This is a genomic window from Pseudomonas sp. CFBP 8771 (assembly GCF_014841695.1).
Classification (GTDB): Bacteria; Pseudomonadota; Gammaproteobacteria; order Pseudomonadales; family Pseudomonadaceae; genus Aquipseudomonas; species Aquipseudomonas baltica.
On record NZ_JACYUJ010000001.1, the window covers coordinates 168,134 to 184,834 of the forward strand.

Here is a 16,701-nt window from a genome sequence, read left to right on the forward strand (position 1 = left end):
CATGCGTACCGAACAACCGAAAATGATCTACCTGAAAGACTATCAGGCGCCCGATTATCTGATCGACGAGACGCACCTGACCTTTGAGTTGTTCGACGATCACAGCCTGGTCCACGCGCAGTTGGTCATGCGCCGCAACCCGGCGCGTGGTGCCGGGCTGCCACCGCTGGTGCTCGACGGCGAGTTGATGGAGCTGCTCGGCGTCAAGCTCGACGACAGCGACCTGGGCGCCGCCGACTACCAGCTGACCGCCGACAGCCTGACCCTGCAGCCGCGCAGCGAGGCGTTCACCGTCGACACCAGCGTGCGCATCCACCCCGAAACCAACACCGCACTGGAAGGCCTGTACAAGTCCACCGGAATGTTCTGCACCCAGTGCGAAGCCGAAGGCTTCCGCAAGATCACCTACTACCTCGACCGTCCCGACGTGATGAGCCGCTTCACCACCACGTTGATCGCCGACCAGCAGCAGTACCCAATCCTGCTGTCCAACGGCAATCCGGTCGGCAACGGTCCCCAGGAAGATGGCCGGCACTGGGCCACCTGGGAAGACCCGTTCGTGAAACCGGCGTACCTGTTCGCGCTGGTGGCCGGTGACCTGTGGTGCGTGGAAGACAGCTTTACCACCGTCAGTGGTCGCGATGTGGCGCTGCGCATCTATGTCGAGCCGGAGAACATCGACAAGTGCGCTCACGCCATGACCAGCCTGAAGAAGTCCATGCGTTGGGACGAAGAAGCCTACGGCCGTGAGTACGACCTGGACATCTTCATGATCGTCGCGGTCAACGACTTCAACATGGGCGCCATGGAAAACAAGGGCCTGAACATCTTCAACTCCAGCGCCGTGCTGGCCCGCGCCGAAACCGCCACCGATGCCGCCCACCAGCGGGTCGAGGCCATCGTGGCCCACGAATATTTCCACAATTGGTCGGGCAACCGGGTGACCTGCCGCGACTGGTTCCAGTTGTCGCTCAAGGAAGGCTTCACCGTCTACCGCGATGCAGGCTTCAGCGCCGACATGCATTCGCCGACCGTCAAGCGCATCCAGGACGTCGCCTACCTGCGCACCCACCAGTTCGCCGAAGATGCCGGCCCGATGGCCCACGCGGTGCGCCCCGACAGCTTCATCGAGATCTCTAACTTCTACACCTTGACCGTGTACGAGAAGGGCTCGGAAGTGGTCGGCATGCTGCACACCCTGTTGGGCGCCGAAGGCTTCCGCAAGGGCAGCGACCTGTACTTCGAGCGTCACGATGGCCAGGCCGTGACCTGCGACGACTTCATCAGTGCGATGGAAGACGCCAACGGTGTCGAGCTCGAGCAGTTCAAGCGCTGGTACAGCCAGGCGGGCACGCCACGCCTTCAGGTAAGCGAACGCTACGATGCGCAGGCTCGCACCTACAGCTTGACCCTGCGCCAGAGCTGCCCCGAGACCCCGGACAAGGTCGAGAAGCTGCCATTCGTGATTCCCGTTGCGCTGGGCCTGCTGGACGCCAGTGGCCGCGAGCTGCCATTGCGTTTGCGCGACGAGGCCGCGGCGGTCGGTACCAGCCGTGTGCTGGCGGTGACCGAGGCGGAGCAGACGTTCACTTTCGTCGACATCGCCGAGCAACCATTGCCGTCGCTGCTGCGCGGCTTCAGTGCGCCGGTCAAACTGATCTTCCCGTATACCCGTGACCAGCTGATGTTCCTCATGCAGCACGACAGCGACGGTTTCAACCGCTGGGATGCCGGCCAGCAGCTGTCGGTCCAGGTGCTGCAGGAAATGATCGGCCAGTACCAGCGCGGCGAGTCATTGTCGATGGATCCACGCCTGCTCACGGCCCTGGCCAGCGTGCTGGAGAATCCGCAACTGGATCCGGCGATGGTTGCCGAGATGTTGTCGTTGCCCAGCGAGGCCTATCTGGCCGAGATCAGCGAAGTGGCCGATGTCGACGCGATCCATGCCGCTCGCGAATTCGCCCGCAAGCAGCTGGCCGACGGTCTGTTCGATGGGCTGTGGACGCGCTACCAGGCCAATCGCGAGGTCTCCAGGGCCACTGCGTACGTGGCCGAGAAAGAGCATTTCGCCCGCCGCGCGCTGCAGAACATCGCGTTGTCCTACCTGATGCTCAGCGGACGTCCCGAAGTGCTCGCCGCTACCCTCGAACAATATGATGCCTGCGACAACATGACCGAGCGCCTGACGGCCCTGGCGGTGTTGGTCAATTCGCCGTTCGAAGCGGAAAAGGCGCGTGCCCTGCAAGCCTTTGCAGAACACTTCAAGGACAATCCACTGGTCATGGATCAGTGGTTCAGCGTGCAGGCGGCCAGTGGCTTGCCGGGTGGGCTGCAGCGGGTGAAGGCGCTGATGCAGCATCCGGCGTTCACCCTGAAGAACCCGAACAAGGTGCGTGCGCTGATCGGTGCCTTCGCGGGTCAGAACCTGATCAACTTCCATGCGGCCGATGGCTCGGGCTACCGTTTCCTGGCCGACCTGGTGATCGAGCTCAATGCCCTGAACCCGCAGATCGCCTCGCGGCAACTGTCGCCGCTGACCCGTTGGAGAAAGTACGACAGTGCGCGGCAGGCACTGATGAAAGCCGAGCTTGAACGGATTCTCGCCTCCGGCCCGCTGTCCAGCGACGTCTACGAAGTGGTCAGCAAAAGCCTGGCTTGATGGATTGATTGGTGGGGATTCTTCGCGGGCAGAGCCCGCTCCCACAATGAGTGCGTGTACATCGTCTCATTGTGGGAGCGGGCTCTGCCCGCGAAAAGGGCCCCGCAAATTGGCTGACGCGCCGCAGCGCTCGGTTCGCGGCCACAGACCGCTCCTACAGGAGCGTTACAGGGTCAGGTGCTGACCTTCAATCCCACCAACCCCAGGATGATCAGACCCACACTGACCATCCGCATCAGCGCCATCGACTCGCCAAACAGCACGATACCGGCAATCACCGTACCCACCGCACCGACCCCGGTCCAGATGGCATAGGCGGTGCCCAAGGGCAGCTCACGCATGGCCAGGCCGAGCAGGCCGAGGCTCGCCGCCATGGCGGCAACGGTCAACACGGTAGGAAGGGGGCGGGTAAAGCCGTCGGTGTACTTCAGGCCGATGGCCCAGCACACTTCGAACAGACCGGCGAAGAACAACAGTAACCAGGACATGGAAAAACCCTCATCGAAGATGGGGTCGTCCCCGTTTGCAGGAAAAGTGGCGCCGGGTCGTCCCGGCGCCGAACACCATGTTGCCCATCCTTGCCCGATGGATCAAGTGCGACCGGTCAAGGTTCGGTCTTCAACGCGCCCGGCTCGGTGCCTTCCATGCGCCGGAAATAGGTCGAGAGCAGTGCTCCGGAAATATTGTGCCAGACGCTGAACAAGGCGCTGGGCACCGCCGCCAGCGGTGAGAAGTGAGCACTGGCCAAGGCCGCGCCCAGTCCCGAGTTCTGCATCCCGACTTCCAGGGCCAATGACTTGCGCTGCGCCAGCGGCAGCTTGAACAGCTTGCCGGTGAAGTAGCCGAGCAGGAAACCGAAACTGTTGTGCAGAATCACCACCGCCATGATCAACAGGCCCGACTCGGCAATGCGTGCCTGGCTGGCCGCGACCACGGCGCAGACGATCAACACGATACTCACCACCGACACCAGCGGCAGCACATCGACCGCCAGCTGGACCCGCGCACCGAGCAGCTTCTGGGCAACGACGCCCAGAACGATCGGCAGCATGACCAGTTGCAGGATCGACCAGAACATTTCCATGAACGATACCGGCAGCCAGGCCGAAGCCAACAGCCAGATCAGGGCAGGGGTGAGCAGCGGGGCGAGCAGGGTAGTCACCGCGGCGATGGCCACCGACAGCGCCAGGTCGCCCTTGGCCAGCCAGGTCATCACGTTGGACGAGGTGCCGCTCGGGCAGCAACCGACCAGAATCACACCGACGGCGATCTCCGGCGGCAGATGGAACACCTGGCACAACAGCCAGGCGACACCTGGCATGATCACGAAGTGCGCAACCACGCCCAGCGCCACGCGCCACGGATGACGCCCTACCTCGGCAAAATCGTCGAGCTTGAGGGTCAGGCCCATGCCGAACATCACCAGGCCCAGCAGCGGCACGATCAGCGGCTTGAGGCCGATGAACCATTCAGGCGCCAGAAACGCCAGTATGGCGAACAGCAGGACCCAGTAGGCAAAGGTATTGCCAACGAAGCGACTCAAAGCGGCCAAGGCGCGCATGGGGTAGTTCCTTCTTATATAGAATCATCATGTTGGTACCCGCAAACCCCTGGAGGAGCGGTCCGCGGCCGCGAAAGCCGCACCACGGTCTGCCTGACACATCGCAGCGCCCCTTCGCGGGCAGAGCCCACTCCCACAGAAATCGCGCACCCCCTGTAGGAGCGGTCCGCGGCCGCGAAAGCCACACCACGGTCTGCCTGACTCACCGCAGCGCCCCTTCGCGGGCAGAGCCCACTCCCACAGAAATCGCGCACCCCCTGTAGGAGCGGTCCGCGGCCGCGAAAGCCGCACCACGGTCTGCCTGACACATCGCAGCGCCCCTTCGCGGGCAGAGCCCACTCCCACAGAAATCGCGCGCCCCCTGTAGGAGCGGTCCGCGGCCGCGAAAGCCACACCACGGTCTGCCTGACTCACCGCAGAGCCCACTCCCACAGAAACCACACAACCCCTGTGGGAGCGGGCTCTGCCCGCGAAGGGCGCGCTGCCGGTCAAATCCCCTGGGGCAGCTCTTCGCCGCCCAGCGCCTCGAACAGCACTGGCAGGAATTCACCGAAGGTCAGCATCATCAAGGTAAAGCTGGCATCCAGCTGCCCCAGCGCTTCCTCGCCACCGTCCTGCTCGGCTTGATCCTGCAGCAATTCCTCGAACTTCAAACGCTTGACCACCATCTTGTCATCCAGCACGAATGACAGCTTGTCCTGCCACGCCAGCGACAACTGGGTCACCTGCTTGCCAGTGCTCAGGTGCAATTGGATCTCGTCGCTGGTCAAATCCTGGCGCTTGCAACGCACGATACCGCCATCTTCATGGGTGTCGCGCAGCTCGCACTCGTCCAGAACATGGAAGTCATCGGCCGCTTTCTGCGCCTTCACCCACTCGGTCATGGTCGCGGTCGGCGCCACCTTCACGGTCAGCGGGCGCACCGGCAACGAGCCGATCACCTCACGCAGGGTCGACAGCAGATCTTCGGCGCGTTTCGGGCTGGCCGAATTGACCAGGATCAAGCCTTGCTTGGGCGCAATGGCGGCGAAGGTCGACGAGCGACGAATGAACGCGCGCGGCAGGAAGGCCTGGATGATCTCGTCCTTGATCTGGTCGCGTTCCTTCTTGTAGACCTTGCGCATCTGCTCGGCCTCGATCTCCTCGACCTTCTCCTTGACCGCGTCACGCACGACGCTGCCCGGCAGGATGCGCTCTTCCTTGCGTGCGGCGATCAGCATGAAATCCTGGCTGACATGCACGAACGGGGCGTCTTCGCCTTTGCCGAACGGCGCCACGAAACCATAGGTGGTCAGTTCCTGGCTGGCACATGGGCGTGCCGGTTTAGTCGCCAGTGCGGTTTCCAAAGCCTCGGCGTCGAAGGGGATATCCTGGGTAAGACGGTAGACAAGCAGGTTTTTGAACCACATGGGGTGAAGCACTCCTCAACATTAGGCAGGCATTATTCTCCGTGTGCGAAGCCGACGCCATCCCTGTGCTAAGTGTTTGGAAGGCCTCGAAAATTTTTTTGAAAAAGTGCTTGCCAGAGTTTGGGTCGCTCCGTAGAATGCGCGCCACACCGAGAGACAAAGGGTGATTAGCTCAGCCGGGAGAGCATCTGCCTTACAAGCAGAGGGTCGGCGGTTCGATCCCGTCATCACCCACCAATCTCTCTCAGTGTTACGCGCAGCGGTAGTTCAGTCGGTTAGAATACCGGCCTGTCACGCCGGGGGTCGCGGGTTCGAGTCCCGTCCGCTGCGCCATTAATTCCGCCTCAGAGCCCTTGAACTCTCTGAAGCAAAAAACAAGCGACCTTCGGGTCGCTTTTTTTTTGTCCAGAATTCCTGCCCGCAGGCAGCCCGTGGGATCAATGTGTGGGAGCGGGCCGCGAAATTTGTGGGAGCGGGCTCTGCCCGCGAAGCAGGCGCTGCCGTGTGTCAGGGGTAGCACAGCTCCCACAGGGTTTACCACGCTGGCTGCTTCATTCGCCGCGGATGTACTGCTGCAGCTGCTCGATCAGGCTGGCTTGTTCGGCGATGGCTTCCTTGACCAGGTCACCGATGGATAGCAGCCCCAGCAGTTGGCCGTTGTCGACCACCGGCAGGTGGCGCAGACGACCCTCGGTCATCAATGCCATGCAATGATCGATGTTCTGTTGGGGAGTCACGGTGATCACATGGGCGCTCATGATCTCGCTGACCGGCGTGCCAATCGACGAGCGCCCCAGCAGCACCATCTTGCGTGCATAGTCGCGCTCGCTGACGATACCCACCACGCGCCCCTCGACCACCACCGGCAGGGCGCCGACATTCATCTGCGCCATGAGCTTGAGGGCATCGAACACCATCTGTTGCGGCTCGATGGTGTGCACCTGCTGGTTGTGCTGGACTTTACTCTTCAACAGTTCCGCGACGGTTTTCATGGGCTATGGCTCCAGGGAAAGGCGAGTGCAGCTAAAGCGCCCTCGTGTGCCGTGGCGCCATGTCAATTAGTCCACGTTCCGCACCGTCCGCTGCATCCCCAAAGCGAACACCACATGCCCAACTGCGTTATGCGGCTGCCGCGTTCAGCCCGCCGGGGCGGCCTGGCACTGTCGGCAGATATGCTTGCCATTGCGATTGGCCCAGCCCAGTTCGGCAATGCGCGCCTCCGCTGCAGGTTTCTGCGCCTTGGTGCCGAGCTTGGCGTCCACCGCAAATTCGAAGTCGAGGACCTTGCCGCAGCTGTCGCAATTGACTTTCCACTGATGGATCGCCAGTTCGCCGAACACCGGGCCGGTGGCCACGGCCACCCACTGGCCAGGCGGGTTGATCAGATGACGGACCTTCTCCACCACCAGGCGCATCGAAAGATCCTTGCTGCCCTTGAGGGTGACCAGCAGGGTGTCGGTGTTGTGGATCGAGCCGCCGTTGCCGGTGACCTGGTAACGGCCGGGCATGAGCGCGCGGCACTCGATCAAGGTGTGCTGCGGGTTGAGCAGACTGAAGCGGAAATCGTGTTCGACCATGGGTCCTCCAAATAGACGCGACATGCTAGCACGCCGGCCACGGCGGGGCCTCAGGCCATCGCGCGGGCCTGTTCCTCGAGGCGAGTGATGGCGTCGTCCAGTTCATCCAGCGCCGCCAAGGCTGCCGGATCGTTCTGCTTGAGCAGGGTTTCGCTGCGCAGGCAGGCCGCACGCAGTTGCGGCACGCCGCAGTAGCGTGTGGCGCCGTGCAGGCGATGCACCCGCTCGATCATGGCATTCTGATCGGCATTGATTCGCGCCAGTTGAATCGCTTCGCGGTCGGCCTGCAGTGACGCCAGCAGCATCGCCAGCATGTCGGCGGCCAGATCGGCCTTGCCTGCCGCCAGGCGCAGGCCTTCGGCGGCATCGAGCACCTGCAGGGTATTGCTTTCCAGCGGCAGGTCCGCGGTCTTGTCCAGGGACTGCGCGCTGAGCGCCAGCCCGGTCCATTTCAGCACCACCTGGGCCAGCTGGCGTTCGCTGATGGGCTTGGTCAGGTAGTCGTCCATGCCGCTCTGCAGCAAAGCCCTCTTTTCATTGGCCATCGCATGGGCAGTCAGCGCCACGATGGGCAGGGCGGCACCGGTCTGGGCACTTTCCCACAGCCGGATGCGCTCGGTGGTTTCGCGGCCGTCCATCTCCGGCATCTGCACGTCCATCAGCACCAGGTCGAGCCCGCCTTCCTGTACGGCCTTGATCGCTGCCGCACCGTTGTCCACCGCTCGCACCTCGGCGCCGAGGTCTTCGAGCAGGGTCTGCACCAGCAGCAGGTTGGCCGGATTGTCGTCCACGCACAGCACGCGCGGTGCGCGCTCGCCGCTGCCCTCGGGGCTTTCGTAGCGCAATTGCTTGGGGTTGATCAGGTCCGCCAGCGCACGGCGCAGTCGGCGTGTGCAGCTTGGCTTGGCCTGCAGCTGACGATCCGCATTGGGCACTGCGGCATGGAACAGCGCTTGCTCGGTAGTCGGGCACAGCACCAGCACCTGGCAGCCGCTCTGCTCGATCTCGCGAATCTGCACGCCCAGACGTTCCGGCGATATCTCATGGGCGGTGATGCCCAGCACGGCCAGATCGAGCGGCTGGCCTGCCTGCCGCGCAGCGTGGGTGGCCAGTACCAGCTTGTCCAGCGACTTGAAGTCGGTGACGTCCAGGCCACAGTCTTCGAGCTGATGCTGCAGGGCCTGCCGCGCCAGTTCATGGCCATCGACGATCGCGATGCGACGGCCGAGCAGGGGCGCCGACGGCAGGTCCTCGGCATCGTCGCGGGCCTTGGGCAGATTGAGGCTGATCCAGAATTCCGAGCCCTCGCCGGGCGTGCTGTCGACCCCGATCTCGCCGCCCATCTGCTCGACCAGACGCTTGGAAATCACCAGCCCCAGGCCCGTGCCGCCGGGCTGCCGCGACAGCGAGTTGTCGGCCTGGCTGAAGGCCTGGAACAGCGCCCGCACATCCTGGCCGGACAGGCCGATACCGGTGTCCTGGACACTGATGCGCAGTTGCACGCTGTCTTCGTTCTCGTCCTCCATCATGGCGCGGGCGACGATGGTGCCCTCGCGGGTGAACTTGATGGCGTTGCTGACCAGGTTGGTCAGGATCTGCTTGAGCCGCAGCGGGTCGCCGATCAGCGACAGCGGAGTATCGCGGTAGACCAGGCTGACCAGTTCGAGCTGTTTGGCATGGGCGGCGGGTGCGAGGATGGTCAGCGTGTCCTGCAGCAGGTCGCGCAGATTGAAGGGAATATTGTCGAGTACCAGCTTGCCCGCCTCGATCTTCGAGAAGTCCAGGATTTCATTGATGATGCCCAGCAGGCTGTCTGCGGATTTCTCGATGGTGCCCAGGTAATCCAGCTGGCGCGGGGTGAGCTCGCTTTTCTGCAGCAGATGAGTGAAACCCAGTATGCCGTTGAGTGGGGTCCTGATTTCGTGACTCATGTTGGCGAGGAATTCGGATTTGATCCGGCTCGCTTCCAACGCTTCCTTGCGCGCCAGGTCCAGTTCGATGTTCTGGATCTCGATGGTTTCCAGGTTCTGCCGGACGTCTTCGGTGGCCTGGTCGATGCTGTGCTGCAGTTCTTCCTGGGCATCCTGCAGGGTTTCGGCCATGCGATTGATGCCGGCGGCCAGGGCGTCCATTTCATGGCTGCCCATGGCCGGTACGCGACTTTCCAGATTGCCGTCCTTGATCTGCGTGACGGTGTCCTTGATCTGCCGAATCGGCGCACTGATGCTGCGACTCATGTGCGCGGCAAGCAGCGCGGTGATGCTCAGCCCGGTGAGGATCAGCAGCAGGCTGGCGAACAGGCTGCGGTAGCCGCGCAGCAAGGTGCCGTCATGGGACAGTTCCAGTTCGACCCAGCCCAGCAGGTGATCGACTTCGCCGGGCACCTCGTCACTGGCCAGGTCGCGATGGCGGCCGAACACGGGCATCAGATAGCGCGTGGCGTCGAAGCCGCTGCGCTGCAGCGAGTGCGTGCTGTTGCCGATCGGCACCGCGTTGAGCATCATCGGCCCGGCATGGGCGAGCAGGGTCCTGTCCGCCCCCAGGAAGGTCACCGAGCGCACGTCGGTCAGCTCCAGGGATTGCGCGGCGATGCGCTCCAGGCGCTCGCGGTCCTTGGCCGCCAGTGCCGGTGCGGCCAGCGGCGCGAGCTGTTCGGAAATCATGTCGCCGCGCTGCAGCAACTGCCGCTGCAGGTCGGACTGCTGCATCCAGGTGAAATAACCCCCCAGGATCAGCGCCATGCAGGTGGCCGGAATGAGCGCGAGCAACAGCACGCGGGTTTTGATACCGAGTTTCTTCAACACGCCGCAGGCGCCTTTCTGACTGAGCAATGCTGGGAAAATACAGCGGGGCGTGCCGATGCGCCAGTCGCGCGCGCCGCGGCGTTGGGCCAAAGGCATGTGCAAGGTCGCCAGGGGCTGAACCAGAACGACCAAAGGTCATGGAAGGGCATTGGGCTTGCGCGTGTGAAGGTGCCGCACCGGTTGCTTATGCTTTCGCGCTATAAGGTGCGCACTTTGCGTGATATGGGTAGGCGCCGTTTGCCGGTATGATAGGCCACCCCCGCAGTCTGGATTGCGAATACGCCATGACCCCGCAGTACCTAACCATCGCCGACTGCGTCGGCAACACGCCGCTGGTGCGCCTGCAGCGCCTGGCCGGCGAGACCAGCAACACCTTGCTGCTCAAGCTGGAAGGCAACAACCCGGCCGGTTCCGTGAAGGACCGCCCGGCGCTGTCGATGATCAGCCGCGCCGAAAGCCGCGGGCAGATCCAGCCCGGCGACACCCTGATCGAAGCGACCTCCGGCAATACCGGTATCGCCCTGGCCATGGCGGCGGCGATCAAGGGCTACAAGATGATCCTGATCATGCCCGACAACTCGACAGCCGAGCGCAAGGCGGCCATGACCGCCTATGGCGCCGAGCTGATCCTGGTCACCCGCGAGCAGGGCATGGAAGGCGCGCGCGACCTGGCCGAGCGCATGCAGCGCGAAGGGCGCGGCAAGGTCCTCGACCAGTTCGCCAATGGCGACAACCCCGAGGCGCACTATCGCAGCACCGGCCCCGAGATCTGGCAGCAGACCGCCGGTACCATTACCCATTTCGTCAGTTCCATGGGCACCACCGGCACCATCATGGGCACCTCTCGTTTTCTCAAGGAACAGAACCCCGCGGTGCAGATCGTTGGCCTGCAACCCATGGAGGGGGCTGCCATTCCCGGCATCCGCCGTTGGCCGGAAGAATACCTGCCGCGCATCTACGAGGCCGATCGGGTCGATCGGATCATCGACATGGCCCAGCACGAAGCCGAAGAAACCACCCGTCGGCTGGCGCGCGAAGAAGGCATCTTCTGCGGCGTGTCGTCCGGCGGCGCGGTGGCAGGCATGCTGCGCCTGTCGCGCGAAGTGAGCAATGCGGTCATCGTCGCGATCATCTGCGACCGCGGCGACCGCTACCTGTCCAGCGGCATCTTCGACGCGCCCAACTGATGGCCAGAACCAAACCGGGCCTGCGTTTCCAGCCGACAGGCGGCACCCGTGCGCCACAGGTACCGACCGGCAAGAAACAGCGCCTGCCGATCGAGCGCCTTGCCAACGACGGCCGCGGCATTGCCTTCTTCGAAGGGCGGACGTGGTTCGTCAGTGGCGCCCTGGCCGGCGAGCAGGTCGAGGCGCGGGTGCTCAATGCCCACGGCAAGATCGTCGAAGCGCGCTGCGAGCGCGTGCTCGTGGCCAGCGAACTGCGCCGCCCGGCGCCGTGTCCGCATTTCGGCACCTGCGGTGGCTGCAGCCTCCAGCACCTGCCGCACGACCGGCAGTTGGCGCTCAAGCAAGGTCTGCTGGCCGAGCAGTTGTCGCGCGTGGCCGGAGTCGCGCCCGAGCAATGGGCAGCACCGTTGAGCGGGCCCGAGCTGGGCTATCGCCGACGCGCCCGGCTGGCAGTGCGCTGGGATCCCAAGGCGCGTCATCTGGCCGTGGGCTTTCGCGCTGCAGCCAGCCAGGACATCGTCGACATCAGCCAGTGCCAGGTGCTGGTGCCGGCGTTGCAGCCGGTCATCGAGCAGTTGCCACAGCTGCTGCGCAGCTTCGTCAAACCCCAGTCGCTGGGCCACGTCGAGCTGTACGCGGGTACCGCACTGGCCTTGCTGCTTCGTCATACCGCCGCGCTGGCCGATACTGACCTGGCGGCGCTGCAGGCCTTCTGCACGGACCTGGGCCTGCAGTTATGGCTGCACGGCGAAGGCGAGCCGGCACCGCTGGTCGCAGGCGCAACGCTGGGGTTCGCCCTGGCCCCCTGGGGGCTCGAGCTGGCGTACCGACCCGGTGACTTCGTCCAGGTCAACGCGGCCGTCAACGATGCCATGATCGCCCAGGCGCTGGACTGGCTGGCACCCGAACCCCACGAGCGAGTCCTGGATCTGTTCTGCGGGCTCGGCAACTTCGCCTTGCCCCTGGCCCAGCGCGCGCGCGAAGTGGTGGCGGTCGAAGGCGTGGCGGCCATGGTGCAGCGTGCTGCCGACAATGCCGTTGGCAACAATTTGCATAACACTGGTTTTTACCAGAGCGACCTGTCGCAGCCTCTGGACGCCGCCGAGTGGGTGGGTGAAGGTTTTTCTGCGGTACTCTTGGATCCACCTCGCGACGGTGCTTTCGAGGTGGTGCGCACGATCCGCGCACTGGGTGCGCAACGTCTGGTGTATGTCTCCTGTAACCCGGCAACTTTGGCCCGCGATACGGTCGAATTGTTGAGGCAAGGCTACAGGCTAAAACGAGCCGGGATCCTCGACATGTTTCCGCAAACTGCGCATGTCGAGGCCATGGCGTTATTCGAAGCGGGCCAGGATGGCCCGTCCAATCCGACTGGCGCGCGAAACGCCTGACCATTGCCGGCCCAGCATTGGTCATAGCCAGCGACTGTTGATGCGCTTCGGCGTGTTGTAGGGAAAGGTAAGCAAGATGGTACAGGTGAGAGCACGCCAGCCGATCAACACCGACGGCAGTATCAATCTCGATGCATGGCTGGATCATATCGTCAGCGTGGATCTGGTGCTGGATCGCGAGGCCCTGAAGCAGGCCTGCGAGTTCGCCCAGGCCGCCGAACTGGTCGGCAACCCGGCCCAGCATTCCTGGGCCGACGGCACGTCGTGTTTCCAGGCGGGGCTGGAGATCGCCGAGATTCTCGCCGACCTCAAGCTCGACCAGGATTCACTCATGGCCGCGGTCATCTACCGCGCGGTCCGCGAGGGCAAGGCGAGCCTGGAAGAGGTCGGCCGGCGCTTCGGCAGCACCGTGTCCAAGCTCATCGACGGCGTGCTGCGCATGGCGGCCATCAGCGCCAGCCTCAGCCCGCGCCAGTCCATGGTGCTGGGCTCGCAGGTACAGGTCGAGAACCTGCGCAAGATGCTCGTGGCCATGGTCGACGATGTCCGCGTGGCGCTGATCAAGCTGGCCGAGCGTACCTGCGCGATCCGCGCGGTGAAGAGCGCCGACGACGAAAAGCGCAACCGCGTGGCCCGCGAGGTGTTCGACATCTATGCACCGCTGGCGCATCGACTGGGCATCGGCCACATCAAATGGGAGCTCGAGGATCTGTCGTTCCGCTACCTGGAGCCCGACCAATACAAACAGATTGCCAAGCTGCTGCACGAACGCCGCCTGGATCGCGAGCGTTTCATCACCGAGGTGATGAGCCAGCTGCACAACGAACTGCTCGACACCGGGGTCAAGGCCGACATCAGCGGGCGGGCAAAACACATCTATTCCATCTGGCGCAAGATGCAGCGCAAGGGCCTGGAGTTCAGCCAGATCTACGACGTGCGCGCGGTTCGCGTGCTGGTTCCGGAAATGCGCGATTGCTATACCGCGCTGGGCATCGTGCACACCCTCTGGCGGCACATCCCCAAGGAGTTCGACGACTACATCGCCAACCCCAAGGAGAACGGCTACCGGTCGCTGCACACTGCGGTGATCGGTCCCGAGGGCAAGGTGCTTGAAGTACAGATTCGCACCCACGCCATGCACGAAGAGGCGGAGCTGGGTGTTTGCGCGCACTGGCGCTACAAGGGCACCGACGTCAAGTCCGGGTCCAATCAATACGAAGAAAAGATCTCCTGGCTGCGCCAGGTGCTGGAATGGCACGAGGAGCTGGGCGACATCGGTGGCCTCGCCGACCAGTTGCGGGTCGACATCGAACCCGACCGGGTCTATGTGTTCACCCCCGACGGCCACGCCATCGACCTGCCCAAGGGCGCTACGCCCCTGGACTTCGCCTACCGCGTGCACACCGAGATCGGTCACAACTGCCGCGGCGCCAAGATCAACGGCCGCATCGTCCCGCTCAACTACAGCCTGAACACCGGCGAGCAGGTCGAGATCATCACTAGCAAGCACGGCACGCCCAGCCGTGACTGGCTCAACTCCAACCTTGGCTACGTCACCACGTCCCGCGCACGGGCGAAGATCGTCCACTGGTTCAAGTTGCAGGCCCGCGACCAGAACGTCGCCGCCGGCAAGTCGCTGCTCGAGCGCGAGCTCAGTCGCCTGGGCCTGCCTCAGGTCGACTTCGACCAGCTGGCCGAAAAGGCCAACCACAAGGGCGCCGAGGACATGTTCGCCGCCCTCGGCGCGGGCGACCTGCGCCTGGCGCATCTGGTCAATTCGGCGCAGCAACTGGTCGAGCCCGAACGCGGCAACGAGCCGATGGAGCTGGTCACCCGCAAGGCCACCGGTTACAAGCCTGGCAAGCGCGGCGATATCCAGATCCAGGGCGTCGGCAACCTGATGACGCAGATGGCCGGCTGCTGCCAGCCGCTGCCGGGCGATGCCATCGTCGGCTACATCACCCAGGGCCGCGGCGTGAGCATCCACCGCCAGGACTGCGCGTCGGTGCTGCAACTGGGCGGGCGCGAGCCGGAGCGGATCATTCAGGTCAGCTGGGGCCCGGTGCCGGTGCTGACCTATCCGGTCGATATCATCATCCGTGCCTACGACCGTTCGGGCCTGCTGCGCGACGTTTCGCAGATCCTGCTCAACGAGCGGATCAACGTGTTGGCGGTCAATACCCGCTCGAACAAGGAAGACAACACTGCCTTGATGTCGCTGACCATCGAGATCCCCGGCCTCGACGCCCTCGGACGCCTGCTCGGACGCATCTCGCAGTTGCCCAACATCATCGAGACACGCCGTAACCGGACGCCGTGAACCGGCGGATCCCGACACCTTTGCAAAGAGCCCGAGCATGTACACACTGCAAGACCTGCTCAACCTCATGGCCCGGCTGCGTGATCCGCAGCACGGTTGCCCGTGGGATGTGAAGCAAACCTACGCCAGCATCGTGCCGTTCACCCTGGAAGAAGCCTATGAGGTGGCCGACGCCATCGAACGCGAGGACTTCGAGCACCTCCAAGGCGAGCTTGGCGACCTGCTGTTCCAAGTGGTCTATTACAGCCAGCTGGCGCGCGAGGAAGGCCGTTTCGAGTTCGATGGCGTGGTCGATGGCATCACCCGCAAGCTGATTCGCCGCCACCCCCACGTGTTCCCCACCGGCGAGCTCTACGCGGCCCTGGACACGCCGCAGCTGGACGAGCAACAGGTCAAGCAGCGCTGGGAAGAAATCAAAGCCCAGGAGCGTGCCGAGAAGGGCGGGGCGGGCGAGCAGCTGTCGCTGCTTGACGACGTGCCCGCAGCGCTGCCGGCCTTGTCGCGTGCTGCCAAGTTGCAGAAGCGTGCCGCGGTTGTCGGTTTTGACTGGCCGGGACCGCTGCCGGTGCTCGACAAGGTCCGGGAAGAACTCGACGAGGTACTGGAGGCCATGGCCGCCGACGATGCGCCAGCGGTGGCCGAAGAAATCGGCGACCTGTTGTTCAGCGTGGTCAATCTGGCCCGTCACCTCAAGGTCGACCCGGAAAATGCCCTGCGCGGTGCCAACGTCAAGTTCGACAGGCGATTCCGCTTCATCGAGCATGCATTGCGCGACACCCATACCAACATCCAAGATTGCACCCTGGAAGACATGGACGCCCTGTGGGGCGAGGCCAAACGTCAGGAACAGAATCTGCCCAGCTGTGGCTGAGCCGTTTTATAAGTGAGCAGAACACTATGAGCCTTTCCCTCCGCGACCAATTGTTGAAAGCTGGACTGGTCAACCAGAAGCAGGTCAAGCAAGTCAGCAAGGACAAGCAGAAGCAGAAGCGTCTGGAAAACAAGGGCCAGGTCGAGGTGGACGACACGCAGCAGCGTATCGCCCAGCAAGCCATGGCCGAGAAGGCGCGCCGCGACCAGGAGCTCAATCGCCAGCAGCAGGACAAGGTCGAGGAGAAGGCCCGCGCCGCGCAGGTCAAGCAGTTGATCGAGGCGACCCGGCTGCCCAAGCTCACCACCGAGGACTACTACAACTTCGTCGACGACAAGAAGGTCAAGCGCCTGTCGGTCAACAACCTCATGCGCAGCAAGCTGAGCAACGGTTCGCTGGCGATCGTGCAGCATGGCGGAGGCTATGAGGTGATTCCGCGCGAGGCCGCGCTCAAGGTCCAGGAGCGCGCGCCGCAGCGCATCGTCATGCTCAATGTGGCCACTGAAGAAGTCGAGTCGGCAGAAGATCCATACGCCGCCTACAAGATTCCGGACGACCTGATGTGGTAACGGCCTGAAACGACAAACCCCGCCTGAGCGGGGTTTTTCTTGCGCGGCGAACGGTCAATTCGAAGCGCGTTGGCTTTCGAGTGTTTCCAGTTCGTTCTTGTAGCTGTGGGCATCGTTCTCGTTGTGGAACATCCCTACCAACAGGTCCTGCTGATAGACATCCCAGATCTGGATGCCTGCCGCCACGCCTTCGTGGGACATATGGGCTTCGTCGCGTTCGGTCACTTTTACAGTCATGGGAAAGCTCCTTTCTCGAATATCTGCAACCTGGCGTGTGCAGGTCTTTGTTATAGAGTTGGGTAGCTTGCTAAGTAAACAGACGAATCCTGCAACAGTTTTTTACCGAAACAGCA

The 16,701-nt window shown here is 63.4% G+C and carries 13 protein-coding genes and 2 tRNA genes; 8 read left to right on the top strand and 7 right to left on the bottom strand.

Translation table 11 applies throughout. The features are described 5' to 3' along the window. Position 1 precedes the first annotated feature (1 nt). On the top strand, positions 2-2,659 hold the full coding sequence (gene pepN / locus IFT80_RS00710; protein ID WP_192136545.1) for an aminopeptidase N: 2,658 nt from the start codon (positions 2-4) through the stop codon (positions 2,657-2,659). 173 nt (positions 2,660-2,832) lie between these two features. Here the strand turns inward: pepN and sugE are convergent, their stop codons facing one another. The 3 genes from sugE to rdgC all read right to left on the bottom strand — a co-directional run bounded on the left by sugE (position 2,833) and on the right by rdgC (position 5,629). Continuing rightward, positions 2,833-3,147 carry a quaternary ammonium compound efflux SMR transporter SugE gene (gene sugE / locus IFT80_RS00715; RefSeq protein ID WP_122478945.1) on the bottom strand — a complete coding sequence of 105 codons (315 nt, stop codon included), beginning with the start codon at positions 3,145-3,147 and terminating at the stop codon, positions 2,833-2,835. Between the two features lie 116 nt (positions 3,148-3,263). Then, entirely contained in the window at positions 3,264-4,220 is a 957-nt protein-coding gene (locus IFT80_RS00720; protein ID WP_122713038.1) for a bile acid:sodium symporter family protein, read from the bottom strand. Positions 4,221-4,708: 488 nt separating this feature from the next. Then, complete coding sequence (rdgC, locus tag IFT80_RS00725; protein ID WP_192136546.1) at positions 4,709-5,629, bottom strand: recombination-associated protein RdgC; 921 nt, start codon at positions 5,627-5,629, stop codon at positions 4,709-4,711. 161 nt (positions 5,630-5,790) lie between these two features. Between rdgC and IFT80_RS00730 the strand changes: the two genes are divergently transcribed. After that, positions 5,791-5,866: transfer RNA gene (locus IFT80_RS00730), tRNA-Val, on the top strand. A gap of 19 nt (positions 5,867-5,885) precedes the next feature. Further along, positions 5,886-5,962: transfer RNA gene (locus IFT80_RS00735), tRNA-Asp, on the top strand. A gap of 218 nt (positions 5,963-6,180) precedes the next feature. On the opposite strand, the gene IFT80_RS00740 is transcribed toward IFT80_RS00735, so the two are convergent. From IFT80_RS00740 to IFT80_RS00750, 3 genes are all read right to left on the bottom strand, one after another. Next, positions 6,181-6,621: a CBS domain-containing protein gene (locus IFT80_RS00740; RefSeq protein WP_122478939.1), complete on the bottom strand. Its 441-nt coding sequence runs from the start codon at positions 6,619-6,621 to the stop codon at positions 6,181-6,183. Between the two features lie 144 nt (positions 6,622-6,765). Beyond that, positions 6,766-7,206, bottom strand: coding sequence for a hypothetical protein (locus tag IFT80_RS00745; protein ID WP_185793755.1), 441 nt, complete (start codon positions 7,204-7,206; stop codon positions 6,766-6,768). Between the two features lie 50 nt (positions 7,207-7,256). Next, complete coding sequence (locus tag IFT80_RS00750; protein ID WP_122479694.1) at positions 7,257-10,010, bottom strand: response regulator; 2,754 nt, start codon at positions 10,008-10,010, stop codon at positions 7,257-7,259. Between the two features lie 284 nt (positions 10,011-10,294). Between IFT80_RS00750 and cysM the strand changes: the two genes are divergently transcribed. The 5 genes from cysM (at position 10,295) to IFT80_RS00775 (ending at position 16,348) form a co-directional block, all read left to right on the top strand. Further along, entirely contained in the window at positions 10,295-11,197 is a 903-nt protein-coding gene (gene cysM, locus IFT80_RS00755) for a cysteine synthase CysM (RefSeq protein ID WP_163007601.1), read from the top strand. Further along, a complete protein-coding gene (gene rlmD / locus IFT80_RS00760; RefSeq protein ID WP_192057437.1) occupies positions 11,197-12,588 on the top strand; it encodes a 23S rRNA (uracil(1939)-C(5))-methyltransferase RlmD in 1,392 nt (463 codons plus the stop codon). The genes cysM and rlmD overlap by 1 nt, the downstream gene beginning before the upstream one ends. 76 nt (positions 12,589-12,664) lie before the next feature. After that, entirely contained in the window at positions 12,665-14,908 is a 2,244-nt protein-coding gene (gene relA / locus IFT80_RS00765) for a GTP diphosphokinase (protein WP_122478932.1), read from the top strand. 37 nt (positions 14,909-14,945) lie between these two features. Beyond that, positions 14,946-15,779 (top strand): nucleoside triphosphate pyrophosphohydrolase, encoded by an 834-nt coding sequence (gene mazG / locus IFT80_RS00770; RefSeq protein WP_192136547.1) that lies wholly within the window; start codon positions 14,946-14,948, stop codon positions 15,777-15,779. A gap of 26 nt (positions 15,780-15,805) precedes the next feature. Further along, a complete protein-coding gene (locus IFT80_RS00775) occupies positions 15,806-16,348 on the top strand; it encodes a DUF2058 domain-containing protein (RefSeq protein ID WP_122797447.1) in 543 nt (180 codons plus the stop codon). A gap of 54 nt (positions 16,349-16,402) precedes the next feature. Here the strand turns inward: IFT80_RS00775 and IFT80_RS00780 are convergent, their stop codons facing one another. Beyond that, complete coding sequence (locus IFT80_RS00780; protein ID WP_122478927.1) at positions 16,403-16,585, bottom strand: hypothetical protein; 183 nt, start codon at positions 16,583-16,585, stop codon at positions 16,403-16,405. Positions 16,586-16,701: the final 116 nt, after the last annotated feature.